The 19,933-nt window shown below is 39.8% G+C and carries 16 protein-coding genes; 14 read left to right on the forward strand and 2 right to left on the reverse strand.

The window, feature by feature from the left end:
* Positions 1-547: 547 nt before the first annotated feature.
* The 10 genes from LEP1GSC190_RS13235 to LEP1GSC190_RS13285 all read left to right on the forward strand — a co-directional run bounded on the left by LEP1GSC190_RS13235 (position 548) and on the right by LEP1GSC190_RS13285 (position 10,080).
* Positions 548-1,522, forward strand: a complete 975-nt coding sequence (locus LEP1GSC190_RS13235) for a fatty acid desaturase family protein (RefSeq protein ID WP_162882189.1) — start codon at positions 548-550, stop codon at positions 1,520-1,522.
* Positions 1,523-1,568: 46 nt separating this feature from the next.
* Complete coding sequence (gene pyrB, locus LEP1GSC190_RS13240; protein WP_002746828.1) at positions 1,569-2,495, forward strand: aspartate carbamoyltransferase; 927 nt, start codon at positions 1,569-1,571, stop codon at positions 2,493-2,495.
* A gap of 6 nt (positions 2,496-2,501) precedes the next feature.
* Complete coding sequence (locus LEP1GSC190_RS13245; RefSeq protein WP_002746882.1) at positions 2,502-2,867, forward strand: DUF2203 domain-containing protein; 366 nt, start codon at positions 2,502-2,504, stop codon at positions 2,865-2,867.
* Positions 2,851-4,077, forward strand: coding sequence for an LL-diaminopimelate aminotransferase (locus LEP1GSC190_RS13250; protein ID WP_002746904.1), 1,227 nt, complete (start codon positions 2,851-2,853; stop codon positions 4,075-4,077). The genes LEP1GSC190_RS13245 and LEP1GSC190_RS13250 overlap by 17 nt, the downstream gene beginning before the upstream one ends.
* 758 nt (positions 4,078-4,835) lie before the next feature.
* Positions 4,836-6,002: a helix-turn-helix domain-containing protein gene (locus LEP1GSC190_RS13260; RefSeq protein WP_002746753.1), complete on the forward strand. Its 1,167-nt coding sequence runs from the start codon at positions 4,836-4,838 to the stop codon at positions 6,000-6,002.
* A 144-nt stretch (positions 6,003-6,146) separates the two neighbouring features.
* The gene (gene rho / locus LEP1GSC190_RS13265) at positions 6,147-7,598 is read left to right on the forward strand and encodes a transcription termination factor Rho (RefSeq protein WP_002746906.1); all 1,452 of its coding nucleotides are present in this window, start codon (positions 6,147-6,149) and stop codon (positions 7,596-7,598) included.
* A gap of 20 nt (positions 7,599-7,618) precedes the next feature.
* Complete coding sequence (gene rpmE, locus LEP1GSC190_RS13270) at positions 7,619-7,822, forward strand: 50S ribosomal protein L31 (protein ID WP_000845534.1); 204 nt, start codon at positions 7,619-7,621, stop codon at positions 7,820-7,822.
* A 56-nt stretch (positions 7,823-7,878) separates the two neighbouring features.
* Positions 7,879-8,670, forward strand: a complete 792-nt coding sequence (locus LEP1GSC190_RS13275) for an iron-sulfur cluster assembly scaffold protein (RefSeq protein ID WP_002746710.1) — start codon at positions 7,879-7,881, stop codon at positions 8,668-8,670.
* Positions 8,667-9,779, forward strand: coding sequence for a hypothetical protein (locus tag LEP1GSC190_RS13280; RefSeq protein WP_002746768.1), 1,113 nt, complete (start codon positions 8,667-8,669; stop codon positions 9,777-9,779). The genes LEP1GSC190_RS13275 and LEP1GSC190_RS13280 overlap by 4 nt, the downstream gene beginning before the upstream one ends.
* Positions 9,780-9,891: 112 nt before the next feature.
* Positions 9,892-10,080: a hypothetical protein gene (locus tag LEP1GSC190_RS13285; RefSeq protein WP_002746863.1), complete on the forward strand. Its 189-nt coding sequence runs from the start codon at positions 9,892-9,894 to the stop codon at positions 10,078-10,080.
* Between the two features lie 8 nt (positions 10,081-10,088).
* On the opposite strand, the gene LEP1GSC190_RS13290 is transcribed toward LEP1GSC190_RS13285, so the two are convergent.
* Positions 10,089-11,015 carry a FecR family protein gene (locus LEP1GSC190_RS13290; RefSeq protein WP_002746867.1) on the reverse strand — a complete coding sequence of 309 codons (927 nt, stop codon included), beginning with the start codon at positions 11,013-11,015 and terminating at the stop codon, positions 10,089-10,091.
* 1 nt (position 11,016) lies between these two features.
* Positions 11,017-12,816, reverse strand: a complete 1,800-nt coding sequence (locus LEP1GSC190_RS13295) for an adenylate/guanylate cyclase domain-containing protein (protein ID WP_002746696.1) — start codon at positions 12,814-12,816, stop codon at positions 11,017-11,019.
* Positions 12,817-14,377: 1,561 nt separating this feature from the next.
* Here LEP1GSC190_RS13295 and LEP1GSC190_RS13315 point away from each other — a divergent pair.
* The 4 genes from LEP1GSC190_RS13315 to LEP1GSC190_RS13330 all read left to right on the forward strand — a co-directional run bounded on the left by LEP1GSC190_RS13315 (position 14,378) and on the right by LEP1GSC190_RS13330 (position 19,859).
* Positions 14,378-14,692 carry an LIMLP_04285 family protein gene (locus tag LEP1GSC190_RS13315; RefSeq protein ID WP_002746796.1) on the forward strand — a complete coding sequence of 105 codons (315 nt, stop codon included), beginning with the start codon at positions 14,378-14,380 and terminating at the stop codon, positions 14,690-14,692.
* 156 nt (positions 14,693-14,848) lie between these two features.
* Positions 14,849-16,234, forward strand: a complete 1,386-nt coding sequence (gene lipL48, locus LEP1GSC190_RS13320; protein ID WP_002746921.1) for an oxidative stress response protein LipL48 — start codon at positions 14,849-14,851, stop codon at positions 16,232-16,234.
* On the forward strand, positions 16,210-16,902 hold the full coding sequence (locus LEP1GSC190_RS13325; RefSeq protein ID WP_237578306.1) for an LA3241 family PerA/PerB upregulated protein: 693 nt from the start codon (positions 16,210-16,212) through the stop codon (positions 16,900-16,902). Before lipL48 ends, LEP1GSC190_RS13325 begins: the two co-directional genes overlap by 25 nt.
* Complete coding sequence (locus LEP1GSC190_RS13330) at positions 16,899-19,859, forward strand: TonB-dependent receptor (protein WP_002746893.1); 2,961 nt, start codon at positions 16,899-16,901, stop codon at positions 19,857-19,859. Before LEP1GSC190_RS13325 ends, LEP1GSC190_RS13330 begins: the two co-directional genes overlap by 4 nt.
* Positions 19,860-19,933: the final 74 nt, after the last annotated feature.

Here is a 19,933-nt window from a genome sequence, read left to right on the forward strand (position 1 = left end):
TAACTCAATCTGAATACTACTGAAAAATATAATGAGGTCAATTTGTACTAAAATGACGGCATTCTATTTATGTAGGAATCAATAAATAGAAAAGGATCCGAAATGAATTCTATTCTTATCTCCTTTTTGATTTCCAGATCGAAACAATCGGTAGAGGAATTTTAGAGTCCGTCCCAAAACCTGAAGAGCACCAATAGAAGCAAAACGCTTTAGTTTCACAAAAATATAAAAACTCTTACAGAGTGTTCCAACAATAAAGTCTGTTAGAAAGTCCATAGGGACGTGATTCTATAAAAACGTTCAATGTTCTTATAGAATCAATCATAACCTACTTGTCGGAGTTCCAACGAAATAATCCTTCCGAAAAGAACTTGGATACGAATAAGAGTCTTTAAATGCGTACAAGATTGGGACTAAGATTGATTTCAACCAACATAAGGAAGTCCGTTTAAAAGTGGTCTATCATATCTCTTTTTGCAAATCCATTTTCAATTGCGTGAAATTACCGATTCCTTAAAAAAGGAAAAAATTGTTTTCGAGTCACAACGTGTTCCATACTCCGCAGCAGAGAAACCTTCCCGAAAAAACAAATCGAACAATCGCGATTTTGTTGAGCGTATTCTTTCTTGGATTGTATTTTTGGAATCCGATTTCGAAATCGATCGGGAATTTCCATCTATCTTTTATTTCGAATCCGCTTGGAATTTCAGAATCGATTTTGATTTCGATGAGTTTACTTCCGCTCTCCGTTATTCTTTCCTATACTCTCTGGGCCTTGATTCACGAATGTGTTCACGGAAACTTTTCGAATTCCCGAAACGAAAGCCATTTGTCCGGAAGAATCCTTTGTATTCTTTTTGGAACTCCATATCAGATCGTAAAAACGGCGCACCTTATGCATCATAAGTACAATCGTGCAGAAGGAGAAAGAATCGAATACTTGAAAAAAGACGGAGGCCCGATCTTTGTTCAAAATCTTTTTTACTACGTTCGGCTTTTTTTAGGAACTTACTTCCTGGAAGTAAGCGGAGGTTTTCTTTTAAGTCTACCACTCACGACAAATATGGCCCGAAAACATATTTCCAAATTTCCAATCTATAAAGCCTTTTTTAAACAGATTCAAAAACCGGAAATCATTCGAGAATTAAGAATCGACACTCTTTTTATTATTCTTTTATACGGAACCGCGTTGTATTTTTCGGAAACCATGATTTGGTTTTTAGGAGCGGTTGTATTTTTACGTGGATGGATTGTTTCCTTCTTAGACCATTCGTATCACTACGGAAAGGAACTGGACAATGTGTATTCGGCTTATAATCTATCCCTGCCGAAATTTTTTTCCTTTTTATTTCTCAACTTCAATTATCATCGTACCCATCATCATTTTCCGGGTTGTTCTTGGAATCGACTTCCTATTCAATTCGAAAATTCAAAGGATACGATGGATTTTCCCTTATTGAAACAAACTTTTCGACAACTTTCGGGGCTTTTAATTCTCCCCGAAAAATCTGAAAACTCGTAAATCAATTTGATTGTCAAAAGGGCGTTTTTTTACATTCTGTCGCTTAATGTCCTATAATCATAAGAATGTCCTAGATACGGAACAGTTTTCGAAATCGGATCTCGACTTTCTCATCAAGAAAATCAGGGATATGGAACGCCTCGTTGAACAGCACAAGGCATTCGGAATCTTAACCGGTAAACTTTTAGCCTCTCTCTTTTTCGAGGCTTCGACAAGAACCAGACTTTCTTTCGAAGCGGCGATGGAACGCCTCGGAGGTAGAGTGATCTCCACCGTCGGTTTTCAGTTTTCCTCGATTTCCAAAGGAGAAACGTTATACGACACCATGAAAATGATAGAAGCCTACGCGGATATTGCAGTGATTCGTCATCCCGTCGAAGGTTCTTCCAGAATCGCGGCTGGAGCAGTAAAAATTCCTGTCATCAACGCGGGAGACGGAGCGGGACAACACCCTACACAGGCGATTTTGGATCTTTATACAATCATTTCCGAAAAAGGAACATTAGACGGATTGACAGTCGCTTTTATCGGGGATTTGAAGTACGGCAGAACGATTCATTCGCTTATCAATCTGCTCAGGCATTACAAAGTTCATCTTTATCTAATTTCTCCTTCCGAACTATCACTACCGGATTCTTATAAAAAAGGTCTGGAAGGCTATCCTCTCACTCTGGAAGAAACGACCGACATCAAAGCTGTCTGGGATTGTGACGTCGCTTATGTAACTCGAATTCAGGAGGAAAGATTTCCTGATCACAAGGAATACGAAAGGCTCAAGGATCTTTTTAAGATCAACAAAGAGTTGATTCTTGCTTCCAAGAAAAAAACGACGATTCTTCATCCTCTTCCAAGAGTGAACGAACTTTCCACGGACGTGGACGATTTGCCGAATGCGGCATATTTCAGACAAGCAAGATACGGAGTCGTAAGTCGCATGACCCTACTTTGTCTTTGTTTAGAGCAGGACTTCTGAATATTCTTGGAACGGAAACTCTGGACATACGAAGAGGCTCGTAAAATTCTACCCGTAATCAGAGAAATTACGGAAGAATATCATTCTTATGTGTCGGAATTGATCGTTCAACTTAGGGAAAAAATCCTTCCCGAAAATGAAATGGAAAACAAAGAGGAAGAAGTTCGGAAGCTGATACTCGAATGGTCTTCCAAAATTCAAAAATACGGAATTGAAGTCAAAGGACTTTGGCTTATCGATTTCGATAACGGACACGGATATTATTGCTGGCACCTCGGAGAAGAGGACCTTCTTTACGAACACAGCTATGAAGAAGGTTTTGCCGGAAGAAAATTAATTGATAGGAATAAAGAAAATGGCGAACATCAATGAGAATTATTTAAAATTAAAAGCGGGATATTTGTTTCCTGAAATTTCTAAACGCGTAAAGACTTACTCCGAAAAAAATCCTTCTGCAAAGATCATTCGATTGGGAATTGGAGACGTGACTCTTCCGATCGTTCCTTCCGTCGTGGACGCAATGGTAGCAGCTTCCAAAGAGATGGGAACCGCGAGTGGTTTTCACGGTTACGGACCGGAACAAGGATACCAATTTTTACTAAAGTCGATCGCGGACAACGACTACGCTCCTCTTGGAATCAAAATTGATGAGAGCGAAATTTTTGTTTCCGACGGATCCAAATGCGATTGTGGGAATATTCAAGAAATCTTTTCTACGGATGCAAAGATCGCCGTCGCCGATCCCGTGTATCCCGTTTATGTAGATACCAACGTAATGGCTGGAAGAACGGGAGAAATAGGATCGAATGGAAGATATTCCAATCTGATCTACATGCCCGCTACGAAAGAGAACGGATTTCAACCCGAAATTCCGAAAGAAAAAGCGGACATCGTGTATCTTTGTTATCCGAACAACCCGACCGGAACGGTGACCACGAAAGAAAGTTTAAAGGCATGGGTGGAATACGCGAAGAAAAACAATTCCATCATTCTATACGATTCCGCATACGAAGCTTTTATCAGTGAGCCCGACGTCCCTCGTTCTATCTACGAAGTAGAAGGTGCTAAAGAAGTAGCGATCGAGTTTCGTTCCTTTTCCAAAACTGCGGGCTTTACAGGATTACGTTGTGCTTATATAGTTATCCCAAAAGAACTCAAAGGTAGAACTCGCGGCGGAGAGGAAGTCAGCATCAATTCTCTTTGGAGCAGAAGACATACCACAAAGTTCAACGGAGTCTCTTATGTAACTCAAAAAGGTGCGGAAGCTTGTTATTCTCCTCAAGGAAGAAAAGAAATCCAAACTTCGATCGCGTATTATATGTCGAATGCGACTAAAATTCGCGAAGGTCTAAAAAAAGCGGGTTACGAAGTGTTTGGAGGAGTCAACGCCCCTTACATTTGGTTGAAAACTTCGGACAATCTTTCTTCTTGGGATTTCTTTGACAGACTTTTAGATAAGGCGCAAGTGGTCGGAACTCCGGGCTCCGGTTTTGGTCCCGCTGGAGAAGGATATTTTCGCCTCAGTGCCTTTGGCAAAAAGGAAGATGTGGAGGAAGCGATTGCACGGATTTCTTCTCTTTGAAGTTCAAAGTGAAGCTTTGATCGTAAGTTCAAAATCTTTTTTCGAATTTGCAAGAGTTTGCACAACGTTTAAGATCTTTCGTCAAGTTTAAAAGCCCGTCGCAAAATCTTAAAAGAAATAGTACAATCATTCAGCAAGTTCGTAACAAAGTGCAGAAGTTCCCAGATTACGTCTCCTTACATTCTTTCTATGATGTTAAATGACTTTTTGCAACGAAAAATGTGGGTTCCCGCATCGACTTGCGGTATTCGAGATAGTGACAACGAACTCTGATTTCGTGAGAATTTCCAAATTTGAGACAGACTCTGATTTCTTACGCCGAACTTACGTTAAACTAGGTTACAAAATACTAAAATCTATCTCAAAAATAATTTATCATACGATGAAACGACGCCAAACCAAAGTAATGAATTTTTGAAACAGGTTTCGTTCCGAGTACAAAACTCCGACTTTTATTCAAAACCAACTCGACTTTTCATTTTTTAGTTCAAAAATTCAAAGTTCATCTTCACTCTCGCTTCTTTTTTTGAAAGTCTCTTCCTAAAAGTTTTTCACCAGAAAATGTGGAAACTCCTCCAAAATTCAGTTTTGCAAATACAAATCCCCCAGGCACTCGTTTATCTTACAATGTAGAATCCAAAGAAGAATCTTTTCTCGAAACTAAGGTTTTTGAATCTTAAAAAAGAGAAGAATTTTCTGACAGACCGGAAAATAAGAGTATTCTGACGCCAAATCGGCACTTGGCAACGATATTCTTCATGAAAATAGAAACCCTCTACAGATATTTTCTCATCACACCGGCGACACATCTTCCGGTCGTGGACGAGTCTGGAGATCTTATCGGGCTTTTATCCCGCAAATTGATACAGATGGAAATGGCGGACTTGAGTTCGTCCGAGCGGGAATACACACGACTTCCGGAAAGTTTTCTAGAAACTGAAATTCCCGAATCTTTCTTTCAATACTTTCAGAGACAAAAATCGATCCCGGTATTAACCCTAACAGGTGAAAAAAAAGAAGAATGGGACAAAGTTCAGGTCATGGCCGGACTTGGAAAACTCGTTTCCGGAAATCGTCCGAGCCCGGAACCCATAGCTGAATCAAAAAAACAAGAGCAAGAGCAGAGTTCTCGCTTCTGGTTCATGGAACTTATCCTACAAAATCTTCCGGATGGACTTTTAGCTACCGATTTGGAAGGAAACTCCATCTTTTACAATGAAACATTCGAACAGAATATTCTACCCAAAAAATACTTTCGGGATTCGATCCTTCAGGCAGAACGATTACTCAAGGAGATGAGTAAAAATCTTTTAGCCGATTATCTAAAATCCAATGAACTTCGTTTGGACGGAAATACTCCATTTTCCTTACAAACCTATATGACCGAGCTTGAGTGTAATGTGAGGATTATCGTTCTTAAACAAGGCTCCAAGATCGCAGGATATCTCTATCATTTCATTACTCCTCGTGCCGTTTTAGGTCGCCAGAACGAAAGTGGTTTGGAATTTCCTTCTGTGAGCGATGCTTTCTTTCAAAAACTTCCATTGGAAACGATGCTAAAAGAAGTCGAAAGTGCATTTATATTCCATTCCTTAAAAGCCAATCAAGACAATATATCGCATACAGCGCTCCAACTGGGTATACCTCGAACAACCCTTCAGAATAGAATTAAATTCTTAGAACTCCAAAACCGTTACTCTCTTTCTAAGGAGAATTCGATTCCCCGTAAAAAAGCTACTCCGCCGTCGCCCCAACCAGAAACTCATACGAAAGTTCCCAAAACTTCCGTTTCTTCAAAACAAGCCCCAACCTCCTCCAAAAAACCAGGAAAGAACACATCAAAGGACAATTCATTAACCAGGAAGAAATCTACCTCAAAAACGGTCTCTTTGAAACAAACTGCAAAAAAAAGAAAACCTCACTGAATAATTTCGTTGACAGCTTCCGCTTGTAATCGTTATCTCATGGTTAGAGCCGATCTAACCGATCTCTTCTCCACTCTGTATTCTCAAAAATAAAATCTCAAAAAGGCGAATCCTTCCCTTTTTAAAAATTCAAGTAGTTCTAATATGGCAACAGCAAGACGAGACAATAAAAACAAACACCACACCCAAAATAATAACTACAGCCAAAACGATTCCGAAACAACCGGTTCTATCGAAGAAGAAAGCGCCGGACAGGAATCCCAAGATCTTGAATCTTCTGACAACGCAGATCATAGATTCCGTAAACGCAAACGGGGCGGCTACGAAGGCCCAACTCCGATTCCCATCGATCTTGTAGAACTCAAGAAAAAAGCAATCGCCGACTTAATCGAAGTTGCTAAAGGTCTTGGAGTCGAAAACACGAGCGGTCTCAAAAAACAGAATTTGATCTTTGCCATCCTGCAAGCTCAGGCGGAAAGAGACGGTCAAGTACACGCCGCTGGTGTGATGGAAAAACTTCCGGACGGTTACGGTTTTTTAAGATCTCCCGATTATAACTACGTCCCTGGTCCGGATGATATTTATGTTTCTCCTTCTCAAATTAAACTTTTCGGTTTAAGAACCGGAGACACGGTAGAAGGACAAATCCGTCCACCGAAAGAATCCGAAAGATTCTTTGCGATGTTGCGTGTGGAAACTGTGAACGGTTATACTCCCGATGTCGCAGGCAAACGCGCGCTCTTCGACAATTTAACTCCTTTGTATCCGAATGAAAGGCTCAAGATGGAATACGATCCTTCTATGTTGGATACAAGGATTTTAGATCTCATGTGTCCAATTGGAAAAGGACAGAGAGCTTTGATTGTAGCTCCTCCGAGAACCGGTAAGACGATTCTAATGCAAAATATCGCAAACGCGATCACTTCCAATCATCCGGAATGTGCCTTAATCGTACTTTTGATTGACGAGCGTCCGGAAGAAGTAACCGACATGGCACGCCACGTCCGCGGAGAGGTAGTTTCTTCAACATTCGACGAACCGGCACAAAGGCACGTTCAGGTTGCGGAGATGGTCATTGAAAAAGCCAAAAGACTTGTGGAACACGGAAAGGACGTCGTTATTCTTTTGGATTCGATCACTCGTTTGGCCCGCGCTTATAACCAAGTGATTCCTACCTCCGGTAAAATTCTTTCCGGTGGGGTGGATTCCAACGCGCTTCACAAACCGAAACGATTCTTCGGAGCCGCAAGAAACATAGAAGAAGGCGGTTCTCTCACAATCATCGCTACCGCATTGATCGATACCGGATCCAAAATGGACGAGGTGATCTTCGAGGAATTCAAAGGAACGGGTAACATGGAAATCCATCTAGATCGAAAACTTTCCGACAAGCGGATTTTCCCAGCCATTGACATCAACAAGTCCGGAACCCGTAAGGAAGAACTCCTTATCACCAAAGATGTTCTTCAGAAAGTGTTTGTTCTGAGAAAAGTACTTTCTCCCATGAGTATCACGGAAAGCATGGAATTATTGCTGGAAAAAATGAGGCTTTCCAAAACCAACGATGCCTTTTTAGCCAGCATGAACACCCAGTAAACGCATCGACAAAGGAATTTATGAAAACCGAAATTCATCCAAACTATAAAGCGGCCAAAATCAGCTGTGCGTCCTGTGGAACCGTCTACGAAACCAGAACTTCCATCGGCGATATCAATATCGAGATTTGCTCTGCTTGCCATCCATTCTTTACCGGAAAATCCAAACTCGTGGATACTACTGGCCGGGTAGACAAGTTCAAGAAAAAATATAAGATGCAGTGAGTTTCCGGACTCTTCTTCTTTTTTATGCCGTCTAAAGACCGGGCAGGAGAATTCTCATGAGTGTAATGGACTTCGCGCGGTACAAACAAATCAACGATGATCGACTTAACTATCGAGAAATGGAAGACGCAACTGTAGTCTCTAATTATAGGAACGTAGGCTGCGGAGACGGTTACCGTATTTATCTCAAAATAGATTCCTCCGAAAAAATCACCGATGCAAGTTATACCACAACCGGTTGTGGCTTTGGGATCGTCGCACTTGCGATGGCTACCGAATTTGCCAAAGGTAAAACGATTTCTGAACTTAAGAAAGTAACAGCTGTAGACATCGAAGCCATGTTCGAGTTTCCGGAACGTAGAAAGAATTATCCAGAGTCTGCAGTCGCCGCTTTGCTCCAAGCGATTCAGGATTACGAAAACGGTGCTGGTATTCCCAAAGGAAAAAGAATCACTGCCGGGAAGGCTTTAGAAATTCTCAAAGAAAAAGGTTCTCTCAAAGGGGAAGATCTTTCCAGCATTATATTAGAAAAACTTAAATTTGATGGAGTAGATTTTTCCGAAGCCAATCTAGGACACGCTTTTTTACAAAACTCTTCTTTTGTGGGTGCAAACTTTTCCGCCGCCAAACTCAGAGGTTCCTTTTTAAACAATGCTGACCTTAGAAACGCAAATTTCAGAGGAGCCGATCTTCGCTGGGCAAAACTCGCGGGCGCAAATGTGGAAGGAGCGGATTTTACGGATGCGATCTACGACATCGGAACGCGTCTGGATCAAAAACAGATCCATCTGTTTAGCGTAATGAAAAAAGAAGGAAAAAATCTTTACCTAAACAAAGAGGCAGAATGAAGCCGAGCGGCAAAGTTCAAACCATCAAAATTCCTAGTTATATTTCAGAAAAATCTTCACGCAACGATCCTACTGATTTTATTTTTTCAAAAGAGCTCTTTTTTCCAGTTATTTATTTGCTCGTCGCATTTGAAATTATAACAAGAATCCTATTTCAGAAAAACGGGTTGATAGTATTGTATCATTGGATTATTTCCGGAGAAAATCTATTGGTCCCGGTTTTCCTCATAATTCCTGTTTTTGTTTTTATAGCGATGATCGCACAACAGTGTAAAACAATATATTTGATAAAAAGAGGAAACTTTGATTTTTACATTTTTATCGGTGATAGGCTACATGAAGGCGCTTTAGTGTATGCGGAGAATAATCCGAATAAAAATATATTATTTGCTCCCGAAATAAATTCATCTCATCCTTCGCCTTACTTTAACGAACTTTATAAAAAATTAATATTGCTTAAAGAACCTTCCGGAATATTACGTAAGGCTGATAACCAAAACATAACCTCTCTTATAGTTCAGATTATAATAGCCTTAACTGCATTGTCTTTTTCATTTTCGGGAGTTTGTATAATTCTGAAAACGTATGCTTATACTCAATTACCATTAGATGGCACATTCACTTCATTAAATCATGGTCCCAATCTTGGGGATTTTCTTCCGTTTCTTTCTATTCTTTCACCATTTCTATTTTTCATTTTACTCTCCGTAGCATTATTCTTCGTTGCGAGTTTTATCTGGATAAAAGCAAAAATTCGAAATTTTACCAATACGCAAAAGAATAAAGGCGATTCCCCATTTCTTCCACATGAAATAAAAAGCGGTTCTATTCTTACGGGAAGGATCTTAAAAAGTGCAACGGAAAGAGGTTCCTCCGATAAAACCTTTTCTAAAAAGCATCAAATTTATCTGATTGAGTTTACCGATGTTTTTAATACACCCGTATACATCAACTACCACATTATAGGGGAAAACGGCTCGCAAAAACAGCCATGGGGACAAAAAACGAAACTTAAACAAACCCTTGACGATTGGAAAAAAACAGGGGTTCGCGCTACGTTTAAAATTATTCCCGACGGTGAGTTCTTAACTGTGGTTCCTGTATTATAAAATTTTACGGACTCAATTATGTTTTATCAAATTGAACTTTTCGGTAATTTTTGAATAATAAATTAGAATTTTTATTTATTCCTCTTCATGAAGGATTAAACAAAGAGGCAGAATGAAACCGGGCGACAAAGTTAAAATCATCAAGCGCACCTTCCTTCATAATGGAATTTTCGTTCATACAAACACAATCGTAGAAGTAATCTCCTTCGAAAATGATAAATTGGTTGTTCTATTTCATGATAAAGAAGGATTTACTCACAACATCGAATCCCTAACACCGACCGATGTGGTTCTCGTTTAGAGTAAGATTTACATCCGTAAAAATTCTCTTTGTTCCCTATATTCTCTTTCTCTTCTACGTTTTTCTTTTTCTTGCCTGAGCAATTCCTCAGGCATCCGTTTCTGTTTTTTTACTTCTGAGGAAGAATGACCATTATGCCTCGATTCCGGGTTAGACTCTGAATTTTTGGATTCTTCATTCTTTTTGTTTATAGTAGTAGGATCAATTTTTTGAACCTTGTTATAATCGTAGTTCTGTTTTTGAGTATGACTTTCGGAGGTGGTGGAATTCGATCTAATTGATGAACTTGAATTTGCGGTCGCTGATTCTTGAAAGGATTGGGCGGTTTGGATATCAGCCGCGACAGGAAATAATTTCTCAAACTCATCTAAGGATTTTTTAGGCAACATCGGAAATGGATTACTCGGATCGACTTTGACGCTACCCGAAAGAATCGCATATTCGAGAGTCTTTTGGTTTTTCTTTTTTTCTACATTTACGACTCCTTCCACAAGTTTCAGAACTCCGTCGCCGGAACGAATCCCAAGGGAAGAAGTATCTTCTTTACTATTCGATTTTCTCGTAATTTGTAGGCCACCCGCAGAAATTTCCAAATTTGTCCGATTATCCAAATAATCGATAAAAATCATAGAATTTTCCGCAATCGTAATCTCACTTCCATCCAAAAGTCTGATTTTTGCCTGAGAATTTTCGGAGGTTAGAATTGTATCTCTGTTTTGGAGTGAGTTTCCAGTTTTAATTTCTTTCCAGACTACTTCGGAGTCATATTTTCTTTTGACTGTATTAGATTTATAAAGAATAGTCCCGATTACTTCTTGCGAACCTTGATAACCGTATCGAGTATAATCGTATATAAATATTACGGTAAATACTACGATATTGAATATAAGAAAAAATAGAATTGGCCTATCGCCTGAAAAGAATCGGGCCTTCATATTATCTAGACCTGCCGGATTTGAAATCCATTCCGATTTGCTTTCGAAGTTCCTTCAGGTTTTTAGGACAGGCTTTATCTTTAGAATGTCCTAAAACCGCGTAGATGGTTTGTAGAGACTTTTTTCCCTTCACCTGGATCGGTCTTAGTTTTGTCACTTTGAAGATTCCCTTTACTTTTTCGTAAGAATTCCCAGTAATTAAAATATCCGCCCCGAATACTTTCGTCAAAGATTCTACTCTGGAGGCAAGGTTTACCGCATCACCAATGACCGTATACTCAAGTCTATCTTCAGAGCCAATCTGTCCTGCAATGACTTCTCCGGTGTTGATTCCAATACCAATAAAAATTTTGGGTCTTTTATCGTTTCCGCGCCCTTTATTGAATTCAATCAAACTCTTACGCATATCAAGTGCGGCCAAAATCGCCTTTTCGGTGTCGGAATCCTTATGACCTAATTCTCCCCAAACGGCCATGATCGCATCACCGATGTATTTGTTAATGTTTCCCTCATGTTTGTTGATACATTTTACCATCGCGGTAAAATACTGATTTAAAAATTCAACGACAAGTTCTGGTTCGATTTTTTCCGAGATGGAAGTAAAACTGCGGATATCGGAAAACAAAATCGCACACTCCCGTTTGTCTCCTCCAAGTTTAACTTCTCCTTTGAGGACCATTTCGGCAATGTCCTTGTTTACGAATTTTCCGAAAGCATCCTTCATCTTATCCCGATCGGACAACCCTTTACCCATTTCCACAAAGGAAGAAGTAAGTCTTCCGATTTCATCCCCCGATTCTGGCTTTAGATCAATGTGAAAGTTTCCGTGTTCGATTTGTTTGGATGCGTCTACGAGTTTTAAAATCGGCCTTGTCAGTCTTCTTGAATAAAAAAACACAAATAAAATCGAGATATTTACGACTACGATCATGAGATAGATATTTCTCTTCTGAATGTTATAAACTGCTTCAAAAGCCTTCTTCTCCGAGGTGCTAGAAATTACCCCCAACCCCGCATATCCGATTCTCCTAAAAGAACCCAGATAAAATTGATCGTCTTTTCCCTTATAACGAGTTTGTCCATTACTGATCGTACTTTCCAATAAATTCTTAACGATTGGATCATCACTAAGATCGGTCGGTTGCAATACCAAATTCGAATCGGAATGTGCGACCAACTTTCCATCATCGTCTACAAGAAAAAACTGGGTAATTCCGGATGTTTTAAAAGAATCTAATATGGAATCCATTCTCACCAAAGAAACAAGCGTAGCCGAATTAACCCCACTTCCAAGAACGATGGAAAGATATAACACAGGTCTGCGAAAATCCGGAGACACATTAAAAACCTGAGGTTTTCCAATTTGGGCTTTCTTCTGCTTGTTTAAATACTTGCGTACGATTTTGTCTGCGTTATCGGGAGAAACTTTGAAATTTTTGAGAGTAGATTCGTTAGCAATTCGTTTAATCCCCACATAATTCGGTCCTTCCTTTCTGAAAATTTTCAGATAAAAAATGTCTTCGTCATTTTGGAGAATATCGTCCGACTCTTCCGAACCTGCAACGGACCTCGCAAGAAGCAAAGAACGTTTCGTAAGCGATGCTATATCGGAGCGCACTTTTTGACTGATCACGTTGGTCAGTTTTAAGTTATTTTCCTTAATACGGATTTCATTGTCCGACTTAAAAAAATACGTGGCGAGAGCAATGATCGATCCTAAAGAAATTAAGATGATGAATGAAATGATCACCATTAGTTTCTGGCGAATATTCCAGTTGTATAAATTGAGGAATGAATTCATAACGTTTCCATTCGAGTTCTTTATCCGATAAAAGAGTCCTATTTCATTCAATAGAATTTATAAAACAACACTATTTTACAGATCCTTTTAAAATGATCGGATTTAGAAAGTTCAAAATCGAGTCATTCATTTCTTTGGACTATAATTTTTTAATTTATAACAAAAAAATAGAAATTATAAATCAGGAACATAACGTTTTAGAGGCGTTTTTGTCTTTTGTGTTAAGCCCAAAAACCGCTTTTAAAATATTTTTGAAAATTGTATCGAATTTAGTAAACTATTATTAAGAAGATATCATTTTATAAAAGTAATAAACGACAATATTGCCTAACTTTATATTAATGAGGCATGAAGTCAAAATCTATGGTTTTTCATTGAGCCTGCTTATTAAGAACAAAGAGTTTTACCGACATATATCGATTTGTCGTTCACATCAGAAAGCAAAAAAGCGGGTAACGTTTTGAAGCAGGATTTAACCTTACATAAGTGCGATGTTAAAGAATTAGAATGTAGGAACTCCTAGATTTTCTAACCTTTTTATATCAAACCCAGTTAAAATATATCGGATTTCTTTTCTACAGTGAATTCAGTTAGCTCTTTAATGCACGGTGTCTTGGGTTATTCTCTTTCCAATTTTTTGTAAAAATTGTTCTCTTTTACTGGGTAAAATTGTAAAATTTTCACAAAAATCGAGTCCGTTTTCGTTCTTTTCAAAAAACGTATTCGGGCTTAATTTCGATCATGAATTCAGGTCGCTTCTCAAACTCTTTTGGTTCTTGACTTCGTTTTTTCGAAAAAGATTTGAAACTTCTTCCAAAAAAATTCTCCATTTTGAAAACGTATGGAAGTTTCTTTCCGCTTGAAAACTTCTCAGTAAAAAATCTCGACGAACCTTGTATCAACCGAGTCCGAAAAAACGAATGATGAGATGAATCAACGTTCGGATGAACTCTGCAAGTTGAACTCTTTTTGAAATTTTCGCGAAAACAGGCCCACGCAACGTGTCACACTGTTATTCCTGCGTTAGCCCTATCGTGGATATATGTGAATCGGGAAGTTCTTACAGTTATACTCTTCACTTAAACTTGCTGAAACGACCAAGTCACAAAAAGACTCCAGAAACCTACTTTTATACTTAAAGATAGTGCCATCGTAAAGAACGAAAATATCTTTTGTTCGCGATCTTAAAGCGAATTCGGCGTATTTGAATCCTCATCCCGCAGCAAGAACGGAGAAAATGAATACAGTTGATTGACAGTTTTCGACTATCCGACACGCACAATTACCAAGGAACTCGCCATCATAAGCATTGGAAACAACAGATGCATCTATAAATTAAAAATTACATTACAATTTCTTAAATATAACCTTTATTCCATCCACCAATCCAATCGTCATCATACTTTCCACTTTCACCAAAAACGCACAAAACCAAACCGAACAAACTATAAGCCTTTATCATAATCTTTAATGCGATTGTAACAATACATCCATTTTTCATGTTGTAGGATTTTATAAAGATGAGAAGCAATCATCATTCTCGAATACAAAAGGTTACAAAATGATTACAAAGCCATCGATATTTCTTATTTTATTCGTATCACTCTTTTTAAACACTCTTTTTGCGGACACCGTAAAAAACATTAAAACGAACGAAGTGATCGAAAACGTCAAAACGTCCGAAAACGAGCAAGGCATCCTTGTTGAATACGAGGACGGAACGAAACGCGGCTTTAAAAAGGAAATGATTACGATCGAAAAAAAAGAAATAACATGGGCAAAAAAAGAAGAGTCGAAAGAGGAAACGAAAGGAGATCGTTATCTCGCCTTGAGTTCTATGAGCTTACTTTTAATCCTATTCTTCGCACTTCCGTGAAAATTCCTTCGCCCTACTGTTCATTTTCGAAGCTTTGGTTCTCCTTATCAAAACATACGAAAGTTATGAGAATTATACCAGTTTGTAACTTATACGTAACTCCTTCCAGTTATCTTAGCCTAAGACCTTCTACGGTTTATTCCCAAGGAGTATAAAATGGAATCAACTTTCTCACAAAGGACTTCACTCTTCATCATAAGTGTAGCCCTATTACTTTCTTCTTTTGTAAACTGTAATGAAAACAAACAAGACAACAATCTATTGATGGCTCTCATTCTTTTAACGGGGACCAATGAAAACGCTGGAGCTGCGGTCTGCGACGGAACCTCCATTCAAGGCGGAAACACAGTTCTTTCGGGAAATATCACATCAAGCCAAAACTTTGCGGCTTACTCTTCCTCATCGATCAGTGGAATCGTAAAAGTAAAAAGTGGAGCAACTCTAACCTTCGAAAGAGGTTCTGTAATTTTCGGGACGGCAGGTTCCGCTTTGATTATCGAACCAGGTGCCAAGATCGTAACCACCGGAGATGCGAACGCTCCCGTATGTTTCACTTCCTCCAAAACTTCCGGCAATAGAGCACCGGGGGATTGGGGTGGAATTTTGATCGTAGGCGACGGTATAGGTTCCAGAGCAGCCGCACAAAACACGGAAGGCGGAACCGGTCTTCAATACAATAGCGGTGCTAACGACAACGGAAGCTCCGGTAGCCTCTCTTATACGATCGTCGAATTTGCAGGAAACGAAGTTTCACCCGGAGACGAGTTGAATGGGATGTCTCTATACGTAGTAGGAAGTGGAACCACTCTGGACCACGTTCAAGTTCACAGACACTTGGACGACGGTATAGAATCTTGGGGTGGAGCTTGGAACGGGAAATATCTTCTACTGACAGGTGGAATGGACGACGACTTGGATCTGGACGAAGCATTCACCGGAAAAGTCCAGTTTTTGATCTCTCATAAATATCCAACCTCTTGCGGAGGGACTGTTTCTACAGATCCTCACGGTTTTGAAATGGATGGAACTCATAGCGGTGGAACAGCTTCTGCAACCTCTAAAACCACAACAAATGTAAAACTCTCCAATTTTACTCTTCTCGGAAAAAAAGTATCAAACGGCTTTGGAGCGAGATTGAGAGAAGGACTCCAAGGAAAATTCACCAATGGAATTATCTACGGATTTCAGTCCGGAAACATTGATTGTGTACTGAACGCTACGGTCGGAGGTCCCATAACCTCTCCAACTTTCACCGACGTTCTGGTCGAAGCGGCTAAATCGAACGGAAACACAGCGAGTTGTGTACTACCGAGTACTGGTCTAACTTCACTTCCGGTTATTTCCTTGGGTTCTGGAGATTCAGACAACTGTGCGTTTACTACTAAACCGGACTATCAACCTTCCGGAGAAGCTTCCGCCATCTCGACGTCTGCACTTACCGCACAATCCTCAGACTCGTTTTTTACCGATAACACAACTTACGGCGGTATGCTCAGTGGTTTGAACTGGGCTTATGGATGGACCGTTTACAGAGCAAAATAACTTTAATAGAGGATTCCCAAGGAAAGGAATCCTCTGTCCTTAATATGTTTCAGAATCATAAATTCATTTTTCTTAATATTCCCTTGTTGATCCTTTTATCAACTTCAATATTCGATTGTAAAGACAAAGGACAACGCCCCGACTTTGAGAAGGAACTTAGAAATTCAAAGCTCGTTTCAGAAATCCAAAAAGATCGGGAAATTCTAAAATCGGAAATCAAAGAATCATACACTCTTCAAAACTCGTCTCAATCCGTAGAAGAAGCACTGACAAAAGCGCTTACGGAAATACGAGATAATCCAAATCAATCGGACGATCTGCTTCACTATTCGTGTAATCCAAAAGAAATCAGAAAGATATATCTCCCCAATAATTTGGATCAAAACAACATCGCAGCGAATTCGAAAATAGAAGATTCGATGTATCTGATTCTCCTCAGAAGAACTGCAGGAATAAGTAAAATCCGACAAAATCTTAAAGGACGAAAGGGGCCGATTAAAGTGCTTCCTTTTGTTAAACCGTATAACGTCCGTAAGTTGACGAATATAAACGGATATATTATCGGGGAATTCTCTTTACAAGTCGGCTTAAAGACGATCCGAATCGATGAAATTAAACTAATTATAGAACATAAAAATCAATTTAAAGTTTGTACATACGGAACATGAAACATAAAACAATCTATTTATTATTCTTTTTCTCAATGATAACAAGTCCTATATTCGGACAAACAACTGGGAAGTTAGGCGGAAAGGTAGTCGATTCGGAATCGGGTGACCCAGTTTTCGGAACAGTCGTAATCGTTCGTTCGATCAAAGCGGCGACTCGAAGCGACTTTGACGGGAAATATGAACTCAACCTTCCTCCGGGTGAACATACCGTGGAATTTCAGATGATCGGATTTGCCACACAATCCAAGAAAGTAACAATCAGCCCTGGAACCAGACTTTCCTTAAACGTCGTAATGGGAGCAAAACTTCTCGATACGGTAGAAGTACAAGGACGGGGTCTTGAAAATTCGGATTCCGCTTTATTGGCTTTGCAAAGAAAAAGCGGAATCATCTCCGACGGAATCAGTGAGGAATCGATTAAGAAAAGTCCAGATTCGTCCGCAGGGGACGTTCTCAGAAGAGTTACGGGAATCACCCTCGTAGGTGGTAAATTTATTTTCGTCCGCGGTCTCGGCGAAAGATATTCCAATACGATTCTAAACGATTCCATTATCCCTTCTCCTGAACCGGATAAACGGATCGTACCTTTGGATTTATTTCCGGCCGGTGTAATCAAAAACATTCGAGTCTCCAAAACCGCCTCAGCAGAAGATTCCGCAGAATTCTCCGGAGGAATCGTCAAAATAGAAACCAAAGAATATCCCGATAATCTTTCACTCTCCGTTTCGTTGGGAGTCGGAAAAAATACCCAGGTTGCCGGTCATAAATTCAAATCCTTCAACACAGGCGATATACAGAACAACTTCGGCTTGGTTTCCAAAAAACAAGAACTTCCGGATATGATTTCAGGTTTACCGAAAGCGATTCCTTTTGTGGAAGGAGATCGTTTTGGCGGTATTCCGACCAACCTGATGAAAGTAGGCGCCCTATCCTTCAATCAAGAATGGTCTCCCAAAGAGGAAGATTCTCCTTTTAACAAATCATTTAGCATCTCCGCAGGTAATTCGTTTAAGACGGAAAAATGGGGAAGATTCGGAGTTCTTGCTGGAACAACTTACAATCGAAGTTATAACTATCGCGAAGAAGCGAACGCCCGCTTCCAAGCCTCCAATCCGATTTCTCTTTATTTAAAAGATTCTAATATACTGCGTCCTCTAAATCAGAATAACCTTAAAATTTACGGGGAAGAAGTTCTTTGGGGAAACAACCTAAACCTCGCATACGAACCTAAAATCGGGCAGCAGTTATTTATAAAAACCTTATATTCGGTTCAATCCGATAAGACTGTTCGGGAGGGAGAAGGCGCAAATTACATTGATAATTTCAACTTCAAGTCCACAAACCTAAGTTATATCAGTAGAACTATCTTCAATAACACATTAGGCGGCGAACACGAAATCAATGCGTTCGGCTCAAGATCCCATAAAGTAGAATGGAACATAAACTATGCGTTAGCCGAAAGAGACGAACCTGACGCTCGAAATCAAGCCTGGTCCCAAGGTGGGACGGACCTTGCCAACGGTTTTAGAAGATTGGGAAATAATCCCGACGGAACAAGATACTTTTCGAATACGGAGGATACAGTCAGAAGCCAATCCCTCAAATACGAAATCCCGTTTAACCAATGGGACGGACTTCAGAGCAAGTTAAAATTCGGAATCAGCAATCTGGATCGATTTAAACATTTCGAGTTTCGGGAAATCGCTCAAAGGAACTTCAACGGAAGCGACAAAGATTATATCTATCCGATTCCCGGAGAAATCATCTACAATCCTTTGAATTACGTGAACGGAAATAGGAAAGTGTACGAACGCGCTTCCGGTAACAACGCCTACGACGCTTCTCAGGCATTACGTGCGGCCTTTACCCAATTGGAAGTCCCGATTCTTGCAAAGTTAAAAACGATCTTCGGAGTAAGGTACGAGGATAGTTATCAGAAGACGCAAACCTATGATCTTAAAAACAGCTGGAACGGATTCAATACAAGTTACGGTTGTAAAACAAATTCAGAAGAGGAAAGATTACTACTAGTTAGATCCAATATATGCGATGCAAATAACGTAGGAATCGGCGAACTACGGACACAGGATAAACTACCTTCCGCAAACATAGTCTGGGAACTCGTAAAAGATATGAATCTCAGATTCGGATATTCTCAAACGCTTACAAGACCTGACCTAAGGGAACTTTCTCCTTTCGGCTTTGCGGCCTATTTTCAAGCGGATCGAATTTTCGGTAACGCAAGTCTTCAAAGGACCTACATCCACAATTACGATGCCAGATGGGAATACTATCTTACAAATACGGATTATATAGGCGTAGGAGCCTTCTTTAAGAATCTTTCAAATCCGATCGAGTTGATCGGATTACCCGTGGCGGGAAGCGCGAATTTAGTTTATAAATACGCGAATGCTCAACAGGCAACAATTCGAGGTATCGAATTAGACTATCGCAGAGAACTTCTTTGGTGGCTTAAAGTCGAAGCGAACGTCTTCTTCATTAAATCGAGAGTGGACGTAATCGACGCAAACATCTACGGTTTTATAGCGACAGGTCAAGTGGATCCGATTTCCACTTACTCGGCCTATGCCCCTACTACGCTCAACCGCCCTCTTCAAGGTCAGTCCGACTTTGTCGCCAACTTTAAAGTGGACTTGTTCGTATCAAAAAGCAAAAAACATAATATAGGTTTATACTATAATTATTTTAGCGACAGAATCGCTCTAGTTGGGTCCGACGGTGTTCCCAACGCGATTCAAAAAGGAACCGGAACTTCTGACGTAGTCTATATTTACAGACACAACGACCGCTTCGATCTTAGATCCTCCGTTAGAAATATTATGAATAGCCAATTCAAAATCACTCAAACGGATCCACTGACAGGGCAGGAATACGTGTTTCAAAAATATAGAACCGGTTTAGATATTTCTTTTTCCGCTACATATAAACTTTAACCAGACTGAAAGAGACGGTATTACCGTCTCTTTCAGAAAAAAAGCTGAACATACAAATGAATTTGCACTCAGAA

It is taken from the genome of Leptospira mayottensis 200901116, from assembly GCF_000306675.2.
Classification (GTDB): domain Bacteria; phylum Spirochaetota; class Leptospiria; order Leptospirales; family Leptospiraceae; genus Leptospira; species Leptospira mayottensis.